Source organism: Acinetobacter haemolyticus CIP 64.3 = MTCC 9819 (assembly GCF_000369065.1).
Classification (GTDB): domain Bacteria; phylum Pseudomonadota; class Gammaproteobacteria; order Pseudomonadales; family Moraxellaceae; genus Acinetobacter; species Acinetobacter haemolyticus.
On sequence record NZ_KB849801.1, the window covers coordinates 225,897 to 243,286 of the forward strand.

Annotated in this window: 18 protein-coding genes and 2 pseudogenes; 14 read left to right on the forward strand and 6 right to left on the reverse strand. The window is 39.2% G+C overall.

Annotated elements, in window-relative coordinates; translation table 11 throughout:
* Position 1: 1 nt before the first annotated feature.
* Positions 2-583: a TetR family transcriptional regulator gene (locus F927_RS06630; RefSeq protein WP_005082743.1), complete on the reverse strand. Its 582-nt coding sequence runs from the start codon at positions 581-583 to the stop codon at positions 2-4.
* 127 nt (positions 584-710) lie between these two features.
* On the opposite strand from F927_RS06630, the gene F927_RS06635 reads away from it, so the two are divergent.
* Entirely contained in the window at positions 711-2,201 is a 1,491-nt protein-coding gene (locus tag F927_RS06635) for a SmvA family efflux MFS transporter (RefSeq protein WP_005082745.1), read from the forward strand.
* 79 nt (positions 2,202-2,280) lie between these two features.
* On the opposite strand, the gene F927_RS06640 is transcribed toward F927_RS06635, so the two are convergent.
* Complete coding sequence (locus tag F927_RS06640) at positions 2,281-2,970, reverse strand: FMN-dependent NADH-azoreductase (RefSeq protein ID WP_005082747.1); 690 nt, start codon at positions 2,968-2,970, stop codon at positions 2,281-2,283.
* A 116-nt stretch (positions 2,971-3,086) separates the two neighbouring features.
* Here F927_RS06640 and F927_RS06645 point away from each other — a divergent pair, with 116 nt between their 5' ends.
* On the forward strand, positions 3,087-3,974 hold the full coding sequence (locus F927_RS06645; protein WP_005082749.1) for a LysR family transcriptional regulator: 888 nt from the start codon (positions 3,087-3,089) through the stop codon (positions 3,972-3,974).
* On the opposite strand, the gene F927_RS06650 is transcribed toward F927_RS06645, so the two are convergent.
* Both F927_RS06650 and F927_RS06655 read right to left on the reverse strand, forming a co-directional pair.
* On the reverse strand, positions 3,971-4,564 hold the full coding sequence (locus F927_RS06650) for a Maf family protein (RefSeq protein ID WP_005082751.1): 594 nt from the start codon (positions 4,562-4,564) through the stop codon (positions 3,971-3,973). The two genes, F927_RS06645 and F927_RS06650, sit on opposite strands and share 4 nt — an antisense overlap.
* A complete protein-coding gene (locus tag F927_RS06655; protein ID WP_004639395.1) occupies positions 4,564-4,947 on the reverse strand; it encodes a DUF2237 family protein in 384 nt (127 codons plus the stop codon). Before F927_RS06655 ends, F927_RS06650 begins: the two co-directional genes overlap by 1 nt.
* 139 nt (positions 4,948-5,086) lie before the next feature.
* Here F927_RS06655 and F927_RS06660 point away from each other — a divergent pair, with 139 nt between their 5' ends.
* Both F927_RS06660 and F927_RS06665 read left to right on the forward strand, forming a co-directional pair.
* The gene (locus F927_RS06660) at positions 5,087-6,274 is read left to right on the forward strand and encodes a phosphoglycerate kinase (RefSeq protein WP_004639394.1); all 1,188 of its coding nucleotides are present in this window, start codon (positions 5,087-5,089) and stop codon (positions 6,272-6,274) included.
* Between the two features lie 165 nt (positions 6,275-6,439).
* Positions 6,440-6,667, forward strand: coding sequence for a hypothetical protein (locus F927_RS06665; protein ID WP_005082755.1), 228 nt, complete (start codon positions 6,440-6,442; stop codon positions 6,665-6,667).
* A 49-nt stretch (positions 6,668-6,716) separates the two neighbouring features.
* Here F927_RS06665 and F927_RS06670 read toward each other — a convergent pair whose 3' ends face one another.
* Entirely contained in the window at positions 6,717-7,100 is a 384-nt protein-coding gene (locus tag F927_RS06670; protein ID WP_005082757.1) for a hypothetical protein, read from the reverse strand.
* A gap of 216 nt (positions 7,101-7,316) precedes the next feature.
* Between F927_RS06670 and F927_RS06675 the strand changes: the two genes are divergently transcribed.
* From F927_RS06675 to F927_RS06720, 10 genes and pseudogenes are all read left to right on the forward strand, one after another.
* A complete protein-coding gene (locus F927_RS06675) occupies positions 7,317-7,895 on the forward strand; it encodes a nitroreductase family protein (RefSeq protein ID WP_005082759.1) in 579 nt (192 codons plus the stop codon).
* A gap of 44 nt (positions 7,896-7,939) precedes the next feature.
* Entirely contained in the window at positions 7,940-9,013 is a 1,074-nt protein-coding gene (locus tag F927_RS06680; protein WP_004639390.1) for an NAD(P)H-dependent glycerol-3-phosphate dehydrogenase, read from the forward strand.
* A gap of 128 nt (positions 9,014-9,141) precedes the next feature.
* Complete coding sequence (gene sixA / locus F927_RS06685; RefSeq protein ID WP_005082761.1) at positions 9,142-9,597, forward strand: phosphohistidine phosphatase SixA; 456 nt, start codon at positions 9,142-9,144, stop codon at positions 9,595-9,597.
* Between the two features lie 39 nt (positions 9,598-9,636).
* Positions 9,637-10,776, forward strand: coding sequence for a type II secretion system protein GspL (gene gspL, locus F927_RS06690; protein ID WP_005082763.1), 1,140 nt, complete (start codon positions 9,637-9,639; stop codon positions 10,774-10,776).
* Entirely contained in the window at positions 10,776-11,255 is a 480-nt protein-coding gene (gspM, locus tag F927_RS06695; RefSeq protein WP_005082764.1) for a type II secretion system protein GspM, read from the forward strand. Before gspL ends, gspM begins: the two co-directional genes overlap by 1 nt.
* Positions 11,256-11,373: 118 nt before the next feature.
* A complete protein-coding gene (locus tag F927_RS06700) occupies positions 11,374-12,381 on the forward strand; it encodes a quinone-dependent dihydroorotate dehydrogenase (protein ID WP_004639386.1) in 1,008 nt (335 codons plus the stop codon).
* A gap of 1 nt (position 12,382) precedes the next feature.
* Positions 12,383-12,976: a CvpA family protein gene (locus F927_RS06705; protein ID WP_004639385.1), complete on the forward strand. Its 594-nt coding sequence runs from the start codon at positions 12,383-12,385 to the stop codon at positions 12,974-12,976.
* A 40-nt stretch (positions 12,977-13,016) separates the two neighbouring features.
* Positions 13,017-14,555, forward strand: coding sequence for an amidophosphoribosyltransferase (purF, locus tag F927_RS06710; RefSeq protein WP_005082766.1), 1,539 nt, complete (start codon positions 13,017-13,019; stop codon positions 14,553-14,555).
* A 94-nt stretch (positions 14,556-14,649) separates the two neighbouring features.
* The gene (locus tag F927_RS06715; RefSeq protein ID WP_005082768.1) at positions 14,650-16,542 is read left to right on the forward strand and encodes a M48 family metalloprotease; all 1,893 of its coding nucleotides are present in this window, start codon (positions 14,650-14,652) and stop codon (positions 16,540-16,542) included.
* Positions 16,543-16,559: 17 nt separating this feature from the next.
* Positions 16,560-17,123, forward strand: a pseudogene (locus F927_RS06720) (PaaX family transcriptional regulator); the annotation flags it as partial.
* Between the two features lie 18 nt (positions 17,124-17,141).
* Here F927_RS06720 and F927_RS06725 read toward each other — a convergent pair.
* Positions 17,142-17,390: pseudogene (locus tag F927_RS06725) on the reverse strand (IS4-like element ISAba33 family transposase); the annotation flags it as partial.

Below are 17,390 nucleotides of genomic sequence, written 5' to 3' on the forward strand. Positions count from 1 at the left end.
TTTAAGTATATAGCTCCGCCTGAATAATCGCTTCTACATGGCGTTTAAAATCGGCTTCATTTAAACCATTGAGGCCGAGTTTATAAATCCCTTCTAGACCACATACAAATGCGATCAATCGCCAAGCAATGTCTCGACTCTTTGAATCGAATTTAAACTCTCCCTTATCTTTTCCTTCATCAATCATAGCAACTATGGATTGATGCCAATCTTGCATCGCGATGTTGTATGCATTCTTGATTTCTTGGTCTTGCTCAATGAGAACTTCAGCTTCATTCCATAGGCGCAGATAGGGTTGAATTTGCTCAATATTTTCACAACCTAAAAACAAGGATAGACGCTGTAAATAGCTGTTGGTCGTTACTTGATTTTCGATTTCATCTAATTGTTGCATCAGTTTAATAAATGCTTCGGCTTTTAAATGAGAACTAGAAGCAAAGTGATGATGCACTTGTCCTGTTGACGTTTGAGCTTCGGTTGCAATACGACGCACAGTCATTGCCGAGAATCCTTCGTTCAAGGCAACTTGCATTGCAGCTTGAAGAATCATTTCACGACGTTGTTCTCGATTTAAATAGGCCATTTCTAAAAATCCGATGAAATTGTAGCGGAAGCTGCAACAAACTAACTTAAATTTTAAAATTGGACAAGTGTTCAATTTTGATTATAATAGCTGAAATTGAACATCTGTCCAAATTTAGAGGCATTTTATGTCACGCAAGTGGTTAATTCTTGCAATCATCGCATTGATCTATCTTCCCGTTGTTATAGATGCAACAGTCCTACACGTTGCTGCGCCAACACTCATTGATGCGTTGTCACTATCGAATAATGAGCTGTTGTGGATTATTGATATTTATTCTTTAGTCATGGCTGGGCTCATTTTACCGATGGGCGCGTTAGGAGATCGCATTGGGTTTAAACGCTTAATGATGATCGGTGCAGCTCTTTTTGGTTTAGCATCATTGATGGCTGCATTTTCATCAACAGCTTGGATGTTGATCACATCTAGAGCACTTTTAGCTGTGGGCGCGGCCATGATTTTACCAGCGATGCTCTCAGCTGTACGTAATACCTTTTTGGATGAAAAACAGCGCAATATTGCACTAGGTATTTGGACGACGGTTGGGGGCGGTGGTGCAGCCTTCGGTCCCTTATTTGGTGGGTTTTTACTAGAGCATTTTCATTGGGGGGCCGTATTTCTAATCAATATTCCAATCGTTATATTGGTATTGATCATGGCCTACTGGGTGATTCCAAAACAGCAAGGACAACCTAAACAAAGCTTAAACTTAATACAAGCCTTGGTGCTGGTGGTTGCTATTTTGTGCATCATTTATGCAGTAAAAACAGCAATGCATGCTTTCAGTATGAGTGTGGTTGTGATGTTTATTGTGGGCTTTGGCTTATTAATAGGTTTTATCCGTACACAATTAACGGCTACATCACCAATGATTGATATTCAATTATTTAAGCATCCTGTGATTGCCACAGGTATGGTGATGGCAGTCGTCTCAATGATGGCTTTGGTTGGTTTTGAATTACTGATTTCTCAGGAGTTGCAGTTTGTTTATGAGCTATCGCCATTGGCAGCAGGGATGTTTATTTTACCCTTCATGTTGGCATTTAGTTTAGGCGGACCTATTGCTAGTATTTTGGTCAATCGCTTTGGTCTACGCTTAATAGCAAGTCTTGGAATGTTGATGAGTGCTATCAGTTTGTGGGGATTAGCCAATACAGACTTTATGCAAGCAAAATTGCAAGCTTGGGCATGGATGGGAGCATTGGGATTGAGCGTTGAGATTGCTTTGCTTGCGTCTACCTCTGCAATCATGTCATCAGTGCCACCAACCAAGGCGAGTGCTGCTGGTGCGATTGAAGGAATGGCCTATGAACTTGGTGCTGGTTTCGGTATTGCTTTCTTTGGGTTATTGCTCTCTTGGTTCTATGCGCAAGCAATCATAATACCAAGCGAACTTCCTCAATCATTGATGGCTCAAGTTAGTGCTTCGATTGGTGAGGCTGTGCAAGCAGCTAAACAGGTATCGCCAATCGTTGCTGATCAAGTGATTTCTGCGGCGCAACATGCTTTTAGTCAATCGCATCGTGCTGTATTAGAAGTGGCAGCGACCTTCTTTTTGGTGTTGACTGTATTCATTTGGTTTGCTTTGCCGAAGAAAGTGATTACGGTGGAAGAATAAGTTGGTTCCCCTCATTCAAGAAGATATTTGAGTGAGGGGGCATCACTGTTCATACAATTGGCTGAAATGTTAATCAGCTTTAAGCAGTTAGTTTTGCTTTGGATTGATTCTGAGATAACTCTACAACGAGTTGTCTAACTTGATGTTTTGCAGCACTAAGGGAGTCAAGATGTCTCTGATCACCGAACTCCTGATATTCAGATCGAATCTCAAAGAATTGGTTTACACCTAAGTAATGACTAAGCACTTTGATGTGTGTACCCAGATGATTCATGTGTTCTCTAAGTTCACCTTCACCAAAACCAAACTCTCCACATGAATTGAGTAAAATTAAGGTTTTATTTGAAAACATGGGTGCCAAAGGAAAGTCACCTCTAGCTAAGTCAAAAGTAAAGGTTTTATTGATTCTTATAATTTGATCAAACCATGCTTTTAGGGCAGCAGGCATCCCATAATTATACATGGGCGTCGTAATTAAGATGATATCTGCGATTGCGACTTCATTGATATATTGATCAGATTCACTTAGTATCATTTTATGAACTTGAGTTCTTTTTTCTTCAGGGGTAAATACTGCTCCCAGCCAGTCTTGGGAAATAAAATTTGGTGTATCTTCCGCTAGATCTCGATATGTGATTGGATCATGAGGGTGTTGCTTTTTCCAATCAGTGATAAAGAGATGTCCTAACATTTTAGAAATTGAACTATGTTTCTCACCTTCGCCAAGGAATGAGCGGACACTGGCATCAATATGTAATAAGTTAGTCATTTTAATTGTACTCGATTTGATTACTAGATCTTCAAGGTAGAGGATTTTGCAATCTGCTGACAAATGACATTATTTGTGTGTAAGATGAGTTTTTCTCATCTTTAAAGAAGTACAGGATGTTGAAGCGATTACCATCACTAAATAGTATAAAAGTGTTTGAGGCAACTGCACGGTTAGGTAGTTTTAAAGCTGCAGCGCATGAATTAAATGTTTCACCCACTGCGATTTCACATCAGATTAGTGAATTAGAAAAAGAGTTAGGAATTAAGCTATTTATTCGAGGATTCAGGATCGTAACTTTGACGGATGAGGGTAAAAAGCTCGCTGAAGTGAGTATTCGATTAATCTCAGAATTGAAACAAACACTATTAGAACTCACAACATATTCCAAGCATATTACCATCAGCACCACAAATGCTTTTGCGGCAATGTGGTTAGTTCCTCAATTACATGTTTTTAAAACACAATATCCAGATATTGAAGTGCAGGTCAAAGCAGATGATCGCTTAATGGATATTGATCATGATCTAAAATTTGATATGGCGATTCGTTATGGCTTTGTTGATAAAAAACATATTCAGGTGAGCAAGATTATAAATGACCAATTTGGTTTATTTGCGACACAACAATATTGGCGTGATAAAGACGCAGCAACCTCGACTATGAAGTTGCTCATCACTAAATGGAAAAATAAGGATCTGTTAAGATATCACCAGCCTGAAGCTTTATTACAGCAATTTGGTCAGGGTTGTTCTACATTTGAGTATTTTGAAGATGAGAATCAAGTGATTCAAGCCGCACTTGCAGGGCAAGGAGTTGCCTATGTGAGTAAGATTTTAGTCCAGCAAACTGTTACTCAAGGTTGGTTGCTAGAGAGTCAATCTTTTCAAATTGAGAGCATGGATAATCTTTGTTATTACAGTGTTATTCCTAAGCGAAATCTCAATCATCCGAGTGTAATTGCTTTTCAAAACTGGCTAATGCAACGACTCGCGACTGTTTAGGGAGCATTTATCCCAAATTCACGTAAGATCTTACAAAGCTGAATCATGGGTAGACCCATTAACGTGGTTTGATCATCACCAAGCATTTTTTCAAATAAGCTAATGCCCAAGCTTTCACACTTAAAACTGCCTGCACAATGCAAGGGTTGATCAATTTCAATATAGCGTTCAATTTCACCGAGTGTCAGATGACGAAATTTGACTTGGTAATGTTGAACTAGCGTCGTTTCAAAACCAGATTGGATATGTTGAACACTGAGTCCAGTGCTGAAAAAAACGGTGTTACCCGAGTTGGCTTGTAACTGTTGAATTGCATTTTCAACAGTGAGTGGCTTCCCGATAAAATCATAAGGCGCATGTTCTCGCCATGCGATTTGATCTGAACCAATCACAATTGCGTTTGGATGTTGTTCTGCAATCACACGGGCTTTTTCATAAGCTAAACGTTTTGCCAGATCATCGGCATGTAATTCACCGTTTGCTGACTCATCAATATCGGGTGAAATACAATGATAGTTCAATCGCAAACGGTCCATAAGTTCTTTGCGGGTTTGGCTACTCGATGCCAAGATGAGTTCCAAGCTATTCATTAGACAGCATATTCCGCAAGCACATTGAGAGGCACGTAGTGCAAGACAGCATTGTGACAAGCATTTAATTTCACAGGCGGAGCGTGACCAGCTTGATAAGCTTCTACCCAACGCGTCACACAAATGCACCAAAAGTCACCTGGTTTTAAACCTGGGAATTCGATTTCAGGCAAAGGTGTAATCAAATCATTGCCCATTTTTTGAGAAAAATTTAAGAAATCTGAGGTCATTTGCACACACATGGTGTGTTGGCCTAGATCACTGACCGCTGTATGGCAAAAACCATTGCGAAAATAACCAGTAATCGGGTCAAAGCAACAACTTGCTAATGGCTCGCCGAGAACGTTCAAACGATTGATTTTTGGATCTGGATGAATAGACATAATTCTATAAAAATTCAGTGGTACTCATTATCATAATCAAAAGTGACGCTTTCGGCAGCTTTTCTGTAAAAAAACTCACCTTTATTTTTGATAATCATTTAAAATTGTGCCGTTTTTTAAATCAACTAGAGAGCCATCCATGAATTTTCAGCGCATGACTGACCTTGATTTAGCAGGTAAACGTGTTCTTATTCGTGAAGACTTAAACGTTCCTGTAAAAAATGGGGAAATTACGAGTGATGCACGTTTACGTGCTGCATTGCCTACTATCAAAGCGGCTTTAGAGAAAGGCGCGGCTGTGATGGTGTTTTCTCATCTTGGTCGTCCTGTAGAAGGTGAGCCAAAACCAGAACAATCGCTTGCGCCTGTAGCAGCTTATTTAACCAAAGCATTGGGGCAAGAAGTAAAACTATTTACAGATTACCTAGAGGGTGTAGAGGTTGAAGCGGGGCAAGTGGTTTTACTTGAAAACGTTCGTTTCAATCATGGTGAAAAGAAAAATAACGAAGAGCTTGCTAAAAAATATGCTGCACTTTGTGATGTATTTGTGATGGATGCATTTGGAACTGCACACCGTGCCGAAGCATCAACTGAAGGTGCAGCACGATTTGCTTCAATCGCTGCAGCGGGTCCATTATTGGCTGCTGAGTTAGATGCACTTGGTCGAGCGATGCAAACACCTGAAAAACCAATGGTTGCAATTGTTGCTGGTTCTAAAGTTTCAACTAAGCTAGATGTACTTAATTCACTCTCTACAATCTGTGATCAGTTGATTGTGGGTGGTGGTATTGCAAACACCTTCTTGGCTGCTGCTGGTTTCAATGTCGGTAAATCATTGTACGAAGCGGATTTGGTTGAGACTGCAAAACAAATCGCTGCCAAAGTAAGCGTACCTTTACCAACTGATGTTGTGGTTGCAGATGCAAGCCAAATCAATTTCGAAGATTTCTTAGGTTCTTTGGCAAATGCACAAGCAGTTGTGAAAAAAGTTGAAGATGTCGCTGATACAGATATGATTCTAGATGTTGGCCCTGAGACTGCAAAATCATTTGCTGAAATCTTGAAGTCATCTAAAACGATTCTATGGAATGGTCCTGTCGGTGTGTTTGAGGTTGATCAGTTTGGTGAAGGGACAAAGACACTTTCTTTAGCAATTGCTGAGTCAGCTGGTTTTTCTATCGCTGGCGGTGGTGACACATTAGCGGCGATTGATAAGTATCAAGTTGCTGATCAAATTGGCTATATCTCAACGGGTGGTGGTGCATTCTTGGAGTTTGTTGAAGGCAAAACTCTACCAGCCGTTGCTGTTTTGCTTGAGCGTGCATAAGCTAACTAGTTAAATCAATATTAATAATTGATTTAGTTATATATTCTAAAATTGAGTCGATGAAAGTCGGCTCTTTTTTTGATTAAATTTCGTCTTAGTCATAAAAATGTCATATTGTTGCAATATGATTGTCATCAAACTAACCAGTTATGATGGGAAGCTGTAATGAATTTGAAGTTAACACTTATTGCTTTAATGGTAGCACCAACTGTTATGTTAACAGCGTGTGCAAAAAAAGAAGAAGCAAAAAATGCTGAACAAGCAGCAGAGGTTGAATCAGTTCAAACATCGCCAGAACAACAGGCAGCTATTGATGCAATTGATAAACCGATTTTAGATGAAAAGAATACTGATGTTGAGGATGCTGAAGTAGCAGCAAGTGAAGCTCAATAGGATTCAGATAATAAAAAAGCCGATGTTTCAAACATCGGCTTTTTTTCGTTTACGAATTGGCTTTACAGTAAAATGTCAGCGTGGTTTGATAGTCATCATCTTTAGCTAAAGATGCGTTTCGTCCTGTAATGGTGCCAATCACACCAGCTGCAGCTTCAACCAGTTTTCCAGTCTCTTCATCCACAACACCTTTAAGTACACCTTGATAGGCAACTTTCTCGTCAACTAAGACTGGTGATGTGTTTCGTGTACAGGTTTTTTGAGCAGCACTGACAGCATTGTTTTTAGCAATTAAGCTGGTTTTGCCTATACCCGTTACTTCATAATGATTATTTTCTTTCTGAATGGCTAAGGTGTGGGTAGGGGAAGATGCACATGCCGTAAGTCCAAGTGCAACACTACCTAGTAAGCTAAAAATTAAAGTTTTTTTCATTGCTTTTCTCTAGTCAAAAAGTTATTTGATTATTTGAGCATAGAATTTTCAATTTCTTTGGCAGCTTATGTACAGTTTGTTGTGAAACTTAGTAAGAAAAGTAATTGATAGGGTATTGTAAACCATGAATATACATCAAGCCAAAATTACCCATAGTGAAAAAGAATAAGATTATGCTAATCTAGCGAAATCCTTGTGCTAGTTAGATTTATATTAATGGCAGACTCCAAAATAGAGACAATTCATCAAAATATTCATCAACGTCAATCTATTGGGCAATTAATTGAACCCGCACCAGATACTCAACAAATCGAAAAAGCAGTTCAGGCTGCTTTAACTGCGCCTGATCATCATCGTTTGAAACCAACACGTTTTGTCATTGTGGGTACTGATCAACGTGCTGCTTTTGGTGAGTTTTTAGCAAATGCTTTAGCAGACTTAGGCGAAACTGAGCCTGCACATTTGGAGCGTGTTAAACATCATCCCTTTCGTGCGCCTATGTTGGTTTTAGCACTCACAACACTGCAAGACCATCCTAAAGTTCCTCACTTCGAACAAATTTTAAGTACGGGTGCTGCGGTACAGAATTTTTTATTATCTCTTCAAGCTCAAGGTTTTGCCACGATGTGGCGTTCTGGAGCGGTTGTAGAGTCAAATTGGCTTAAGCAGCAATTGGGTTTAAAAGAACAGGATCTGATCTCTGGTATTATTTATGTTGGAACAGCGGCCAAAGCAATTCCACCTCGTGCAGAAATAGATAGCCAAGCTTTTGTGACATTATGGCAAACCCCTTAGTTATATCTTAAATGATTAAAGAATAATGAGTTTCAGGATAGAAAATGGCAGAGTTAAAATTTACTGATTTGGTTGAACCTGTTGCAGTAGATCAAAAAACAGCGTTGAGAATTACAGTTCTCGGTGGCGGTAGTTTTGGTACTGCTATGGCGAACTTGGCAGCACGAAATGGCTGCGATACCATGATTTGGATACGTGATGCGGCAGTAGCCGAAGAAATTAATCAAACACATATTAATAAGCGTTATTTGCCAGACTATACTTTGGAGCCTGCTTTACACGCAGTTGCTGACTTAGAGTTAGCTGTACGTGATCGCGATATTATTTTGGTTGCGATACCAAGTCATTCTTATCGAGATGTACTCAAGCAAATTGCACCATTTATCAGTGCACAAGCCGTTGTGTCTTTAACGAAAGGGATTGAAGCAAAAACTTTTAGCTTTATGAGCGAGATTATTCGTGAAGAGTTACCCGAAGTTCCTTATGGTGTTCTATCTGGTCCAAACTTAGCCAAAGAAATCATGGCAGGTATGCCATCGGGTACCGTGATTGCAAGTGAGTCAGAGTTGGTCCGCTATGCTGTGCAACATGCTTTACATAGTGCATTATTCCGTGTTTTTGGTAGTGATGATGTGCATGGTGTTGAGCTAGGTGGTGCGTTAAAGAATATTTATGCCGTTGCGATGGGAATGGGTGCTGCCTACAACATCGGTGAAAATACTAAAAGTATGATCTTAACTCGTGCTTTGGCAGAAATGAGCCGTTTTGCAGTAAAACAAGGTGCAAATCCACTTACATTCTTGGGGTTATCAGGTGTAGGCGATTTATTTGCGACTTGTAACAGTCCGTTGAGCCGTAATTACCAAATTGGTTATGCATTAGGATCAGGCAAAACATTAGATCAAGCAACCAAAGAATTAGGTCAAACAGCCGAAGGTATTAATACGATTGTTCAAGTGCGTACCAAAGCTGAAGAGCTAGATGTTTATATGCCAATTACCAATGCACTCTATGAAGTGATTTTTGAAAACGCACCGCCAATGACAATCGCACTTTCTTTAATGAAAAATGGTCATCGGAGTGATGTCGAGTTTGTCTTACCTCATCATGAAGTTTAAAGATTTTTTGCATGATGATGACATGGTTTAGCCATTACAAAGACGAGTATTTAATATATAGCCAGATCGATTTATTAAATTGTCATCTTGCATAGTTAAGATATCAATATAAAGAATAAGGTAGTTTTATGCAGTTAACTTTAGTCCGTCACGGTGAAGCGTCTCCAGCAGTGAATGGAAACGATATGCAACGCCCTTTAACACAACGTGGGCATCAACAAGCTGAACAAACAGGGCTTTTTTTGAAAGAGGTTATACGCCCTGAAATTTTTGTAGTTAGTCCATTATTACGAGCTCAAGAGACTTTGGCACATATACAAACACATTTTCAGGGTATTCCTGTTTTAATGTGCGATAAAATTAAGCCAGATGATGATGCCAAAGATGCAATTGAATGGCTATCAAAACTGCCATATGAGTCGATTGCGGTGGTTTGTCATATGAACGTTGTGGCGCATATTGCTGAACAATTGACGCATGAAAATTTCCAACCATTTGCATTGGCTGAAGCTCGTATATATGATCAGGCAGTGATAGCTAACGGTTTATCGACACAGAAGAACCGTTTTATTCCAACGATCTAGATCTTTATGTCCGCAATAAAATAAGAGTATAAAACAACGATGTTGTATATATGGATGCCCGAAACCAATGGAACATGGTATTGGTCGACTGGGGAAAATTGGGTGCAGGCGAGTAGTCTTGAACAATTAATTCAAGACTTACAGGTGTACCATGGGAAAGAGGCGGTTGTCTATTTCCCTAGCCGTAATGCACAAATATTGCAACAAACGATGACCAAGATGCACTATAAGCAATTGGGTTATGATGGTGTCAAATATTTATTAGAAGAATACGTGACCTTACCTATTGATCAGATGAAGGTTGTTCATCACTTTCATAATGATCAATTGAGTATTCTTGGGGTAGCACAATCGGCTGTAGAAACATGGCAACATGCGTTGAGTTTGCTACCTATTGAAATTGTTGCATTCTTACCAGATTTCTTGATTTTACCAGAACCTGAAATAGATCAAGTGGTGATGGTTAACTTGTATGAGCACTTGTTGGTTCGAGAAGGCGCATATATAGGCAACTCTGTGGATGATCTCGCGCTATTTTTAGAGTTTCAGCCATTAGAAACGCATTATCAATTTGCTAATTTAAATGCAGATCAACTCGATCATTTGGCAAATGTTTCGGATCGTGACCATCGTACCGAATTTAGCTATCAGTTCGTTCAACCGATTCGTGCTAAGCAACATCCTTTTAATGTATTCCCTAAGGCAAAAAACTCAAATGTAAAGTGGTCAGGTTACTGGAAAGCCGCTGCAATTGTCTTTATGGCAGTGATCGTTGTACAGTTAAGTTATGATGTATTGCGTTGGTCGAAATTAAAGCGTGTTGCTGATCAAACTGCATTACAAGCGGTGGATCAGTATAAATCTTGGTTTGGTGAAAATAGTCGTGTGACTGAGCAAAATATTAAAAGCCAATTTGAAAGTCAGTTGCGAATGAGCAAACAAGGGGATGCGCAAGCACTATCATTATTAAGTCGGGTTGGACCAATTTTGATGCAAAACAGAATTGTTGCTCAACAAGTGAGTTTTGATGCTGCGGTTTTATCAATGGCGTTAAAGGCAAATGCTGCCAATGACTTACAAACATTGGTGCAGCAATTAAATCAACAAGGTTTCCAAGCAGAATTGGGGAATGTACAAGCAGATAGTGTGGGTGCTATCGGGACGGTAAAAGTAAAATAATGAAAGCACTTACACAATTACAAAACTTTGTTGATCAGAAAGTAGAACTGATTGATCAATATTTACAAAGATTATCACCACGTGAAAGAGTGATGGTGATATTCACTACTATTTTTGTGGTTGTCGTGATGATTGGAACTGCGCTTTGGCAAATGCATAGCAAGGCAAACGAGCAGCAAAAGCGTCTAAATGAGTTAAAAGATTTAACCGTATGGATGCAAAGCAATGCTGCAACGATGAAGCCTGCGAATGATCTTGAGCTTTCTGCGGCAGACAAAATCCAGCGCGCGGCACAACAACAGGGAGTTGCTGTTTCATCACAGCAAAATGGTGAACAACTGCAACTGGTTGCAGAACATCGGAACTATGCTGTATTGGCCAATTTCCTTATGCAATTATCTCAAATGGGGTTAAGCATTGTAAAAATGGACATGGTTTCTAACAATAATCAGATCAAATTAACGGCAACAGTTCAATAAATCATAATCTATGGTTGAAATGTCAGCAGACTTTAAAATAACTCCATGCCAAGCATGGTGTTTTCACGAGCCTATGCCTATAATATGGTTACTTGAAAATCAGTAGACTGTGATTGGTATGTTATATTCATTGGCTCGCCCTTTGTTGTTTACTTTAGCACCTGAACGTGCGCACGAAGTCACACTTTCTATGCTGGATAAAGCGCATAAATTGGGTCTAATGCATCAAAAAGTCGAAACAAAACCTGTGACATGTATGGGGATTCAATTTCCTAATCCTGTCGGTCTTGCAGCAGGTTTGGATAAAAATGGTGCGCACATTGATGCCTTAGCAGCATTAGGTTTTGGGTTTATTGAAATTGGTACTATCACACCACGTCCACAAGCTGGTAATCCACAACCTCGCTTATTCCGTATTCCTGAAGCGAAAGCAATTATTAATCGTATGGGATTCAATAATGAGGGTGTTGATCAACTGGTTGAAAATGTCAAAGCTTCAAAATTTAAGGGAATTCTTGGTATTAATATTGGTAAAAATGCCGATACACCTGTAGAAGATGCCGTTTCAGATTATTTGATTTGCTTAGAAAAAGTTTATAACTACGCTTCATACATTACAGTCAATATTTCCTCACCAAATACTAAAAATCTCCGTAGCTTACAAAGTGGTGATGCATTAACTGAGTTGTTACAGACTTTAAAAGATCGTCAGTTAGAACTTTCGCAACAATACAATCATTATGTGCCATTAGTATTAAAAGTTGCACCAGATTTAACGACAGAAGATATTCAGTTTATCGCGAATCAATTATTGAGTTTTAAAATTGACGGTTTGATTGTGACTAACACAACTTTGGGACGTGAGGGTGTTGAAAACTTAGCACATGGCGATGAGGCAGGTGGTTTATCTGGCGCGCCAGTCTTTGCGAAAAGCACTGAATGTTTACGACAGTTTTCAAAAATTCTAAAAGGCAAAATCCCACTGATTGGTGTTGGTGGTATCTTGTCTGGCGAAGAGGCTGTTGCCAAACAACTTGCTGGTGCTAGTTTAGTACAAGTATATAGTGGCTTAATTTATACAGGCCCAAAACTTGTAAAAGATTGTGTTAGTGCGATGACTGTGTGAAATGAACACGCTTGATATCATTATTCTGATCATCTTGCTCATTGGAGGGCTGAACGGTTTGCGTCAAGGATTTATAAAAGCCTTTGCGAACTTGATCGGATGGATATTCGCATTGATCGTTGGGGCAAAATACGCTGTGGTGTTCGCACCTGCAATGGCTGGTTTGAGTCAAGATCCAGTCGTGCAAAAAATTGCAGCTTTTGCTTTTATTGTTTTGATCATTGTTGTGTGTACATGGATTGTTTCTGCATTTTTGAATGGGCTCTTGAAAAGTCTGAAATTGGGCCCATTAAATCGTTTAGCAGGCGGTGCTTTTGGTTCTTTAAAAGGATTATTAATTGTCCTCATTACCATGCAGGGTTTAGGTCCTTGGGTTGAGAGTTCACCGCACTGGAAACAATCTAAATTTGTACAAGTTTTACTGCCTTATGCGCCTTTGGCAACTGAGTTATCGAAAGATGCTGCCAATGAAGCATTACATCAAATGACATCTGAAGGTGCGTTATTACACCGTCCTTCAAGCAAAATCAATGAATCGGAGCGGGTATTAGTCAATGAACGTTCTGATCATTCAACCAAAAATCCGTTTTATTAATCGGGGTTAAACCCTGTTCCTAGCTTGTCGCGAGGTTGCTATGTGTGGAGTTGTTGGGATTGCCGGTAAATCGCCAGTAAACCAAATGTTATTTGATGCTTTAACGATGTTGCAACATCGAGGACAAGATGCAGCGGGGATCGTGACTTGCCATCAAGGGCGATTATTTCTCCGAAAAGATAATGGAATGGTGCGTGATGTATTTCATACCCGTCACATGCGCGCATTGCTGGGAAATTATGGAATCGGTCATGTACGTTATCCTACTGCGGGTTCATCAAGTAGTGCCGAAGCACAGCCTTTCTATGTGAACTCTCCATACGGTATTACCTTGGCGCATAATGGTAACTTGACCAATGCGATAGAAATTCATGATGACCTGTTCAAAACAGACTTACGTCACATGAATACCGATTCTGATTCTGAAGTTTTACTCAATGTATTTGCGCATGAGTTGCAGAAAATTGGTACATTAAATCCAACGCCAGAAGATATTTTTCATACCGTTTCGCGTGTACATGAACGTTGCAAAGGTGCTTATGGTGTAGTCGCTATGATCACTGGGCATGGCTTGGTTGGCTTCCGTGATCCAAATGGTATTCGTCCATTGATCTATGGTTCACGTGAGACTGAGCAAGGTACAGAATATATTATTGCGTCTGAATCGGTTGCGATTACTGCACTTGGTTTTAAAATTGAACGTGATATTGCACCAGGTGAAGCAATCTTTATTGATAGCGAAGGTCAGTTATTCTCGAAGCAATGCGCAGTAAATCCAGAATACCGTCCATGTATTTTTGAATACGTTTATTTTGCTCGTCCAGATGCAACAATTGACGGGATTTCAGTTTATAAAGCTCGTTTGAAAATGGGTGAAAAGCTTGCTTATAAAATCCTCAAAGAATGGGGTGAAGAGCATGACATTGATGTTGTGATTCCTATTCCTGATACGAGTCGTACGTCTGCTTTAGAGTTGGCCAATATTCTTGGGGTAAAATTCCGTGAAGGTTTTATGAAAAACCGCTATATCGGTCGTACCTTTATTATGCCAGGTCAACAACAGCGTAAAAAATCTGTACGTCAAAAGTTGAACCCAGTTGAACTTGAATTTAAAGATAAAAACGTTCTATTGGTGGATGACTCAATTGTACGTGGTACAACGTGTAATGAGATCATTCAAATGGCACGTGATTCTGGTGCGAAGAAAGTATTCTTTGCCTCTGCTGCACCTATGGTGAAATATCCAAACGTGTATGGTATTGATATGCCAGCTAAATCAGAATTAATTGCTTCTGAGCGTAGTGTAGAAGAAATTCGTGAAATTATTGGTGCTGACCGCTTAATCTTCCAAGATTTAGAAGATTTGAAAAATGCAGTGAGTACCAGCAAAGTACCAGACTTAAGAGAGTTTGATTGCTCTGTTTTTGATGGTGTGTATGTTGCAGGTGGTATTAATCAACAATATCTGACAGATCTTGAGCAAAAGCGTAATGATACAGCCAAGAAAAATGCAGATGGCTATATCGATGTGAATATTGATGCAGCTTCCGTTGATTTAACAGGTATTCGAGAAGCATAATTTGTTATGTTTAGAAAAGCGGGAAATTCCCGCTTTTTTATTTTATGATAGACGTTGAATTTACCTATAAACAATGTAATCAGGAAAATTTACATTGAAAGAAATGAGCCATTATTTAATTGAAAATAAAAGCATCGCATGGTCAATGAGTTTTTGTTGGCTTGCGATGCTGTTGACAGTTTTTATTCTCAATTTAATCTTAGGTTTAGTGGTTCATTTTTTTGATTATACACAGCAAATTTGGTGGCATGTCCTTAGTCCATATTTTATTGCGCTATTGTTTCTTGTGCTGGTTTGGTCCGTTGGGGCTGAATTCTATGTGTTACGTGAAGGCGGTCATTCTCTTGCTAAGCAATTAAAAGCCCGCCGTTTGGTTTATGAGGAAAGTACACCTGAAGAAAGTACAGCCTTAAAAGTTGCTGAACAAGTCGCTAAAAGTTTTGCAATAGAAACGCCTGCAGTTTATGTTCTGCCTGATGAAGTGGGCGTAAATGCTTTAACAGCAGGCTTCAAGTCTCAAGATATTGTGATTATTTTGACTTGGGGAGCTTTGCAGAATCTTGATGAGTTAGAACTGTATGGTCTGTTAAGTTACGAGTTCAATCAAATCTTATCAGGTGAAGCGGTTGAAAATACCAAACTTAAAATCATATATAGTGGTCTAACTACTTTTAGCCAATGGGGAAGTAAATTAGCTCAAGCTGGCTATAATCCCTATGCAACGAATCGTCGCAATAAATTCGAGACAATCTTTGTGGCAATTGGAGGCGTGATTTGGCTAATCGGCAGTTTAGGGATACTAATTACACGTTTTATTAAATATCTAACCTTAAGTGGTCGTACTTTTCGTAATGATTTGAAGACAATAATGCATTTAATGAATAACAATGCCAATATTCAGACGTTATTACGTATCTATGTGCATCACTCGGGTTCTCAGATCCATAGTGCATATTCTGAATCTATTTCACATATGTGTTTTGCGAACTCTCTTAGCCCTCAAAGCTGGATGAATATTCATCCTAGTATTAAAGACCGTATTTATGAGTTAAATCCAACTTTGCTACAGGACTTACAACTAGAAAATTTACGAAAGTTACGTAGTCGTCCTTTGTTTAGTTTATTTCGCTCTCTAGAGGAAGAAATAGCAGATGCAACTACACCTTGGAGCTCTCCTCAGCCATTACCATTGTTGCGTTTGTCTCCGATCAGCTTTGCTTTAAATGATGCGATTAAACCGTTAAATCCTGAGCTGCGAAAAAATAAGAAGCGTCCTGAACTGATTCAAAGAGCGATGCAAACAGCGACAGGCTCTCGTGAAGTTATGGTTGCGATTTTAATGATTCTTCAATATCGTGAATTTATTCCACAAGATGCACCTGTAAGCCATGCCATTGTCGATGCTTTACTTCATCTTGATGGCCGTATTCATGTGCAGATTTTCCATGATGCTTGTAAGAATATTGGGCATATGCCAGCGAGTATTGCACGTCAGTTTTTAACCAAACTAGCCAATATTATTCAGGCCGATGGTGAGGTTGGTCTATTGGATGCTTTGTTGTTGGAAAAAGTGAAGCATGAATTGAATTTGATGCCTGCTCATTTACCTACATCATTTGAGGAAGTAAAGTCTCAGATAGTTCATTTGATTGATGCTTTATTGCATGTGCAACAAATTAATAGCCCTAATCAGTTAGAAGTCCGCGAGCGTATTTTAAGATTTATCTTAACTGACGATGAAATGCAGATTTATGCTGATATTTCAGATGAGCCTTTAGATTTAGCAGAGATATTGAATGACGTGTCTGGGCTTCTGCTACGTGATCGTCTGAATATTCTTTCAATCGCAGAGCGCTGCTTATGGAGTGATCGAATTATTACTCAAGATGAACTTGATGTTTTGGAGTTGTTATATTGGCGTTTAGGTTTTGACACACAAGAAGTCGTTGAGCAAATGCTTAAGAAGAATAGTTTAATGATTATTTAGTTGATTGTATGGAAAAAATGATATTAATAAAAATGAATGCCCGTGACTTGATTGTCGATTTACTTTTAGGTTCACAAGGACGAGCAATTTCAATCAAACAGATTATTATCGCCGCAAAATTGTTTGAGATTAGCGAAAATAGTATTCGAGTGGCGGTAACTCGTTTGTCTAGCGAGGGTGTGATTGAAGCTATCGAGCGTGGTGTGTATCAATTTACACATCGATCTCATGAGTGGGCTGATGTCATGTTGAATCGAAAACGTGGTATTAAGCACACTAAAGTTTGGAATCATCAATATCTTGCGGTTTTTACCGGTGGGCTTGGGCGTGTTGATCGAACGGCACTACATCGCCGCGAACGTGTTCTGAAACATTTCGGCTTTAAGGAACTGGAACAAGGGATTTTTATCCGTCCTGATAACTTGGCGATTGAATTTGATGATTTGATCATCGAACTCAGAAACTCTGGTCTGGAGGAAAATGCAAGAGTCTGCCAAATCAATCACTTTGATGCGCATACAGCATCGAGTATCCCAAGCTTGTGGCCCACTGAAATCTTAAATCAGAATTATAAAAAATATCTCTGTACACGACAAATTTCATAGGATCCTTGTCCTATCAGGCTTTTTCTTTCTTAAAATTGCTAGCACTTTCTTAAATTCTTCTTTTTTTCCAAAACCAATCAAACGTAGAATAGCCATTTGAACATAGTCCAAACCGTAGCGAAATAAACTTACTGAAAGTCGTCCATGCTTCTTTATTTTTATCGCTTTTTTCCGATCATGTTGCCATTCACCTGTTAAATAGCACCAACAGAAACCGATAGCTAGCACTGCTATCAATTTCTT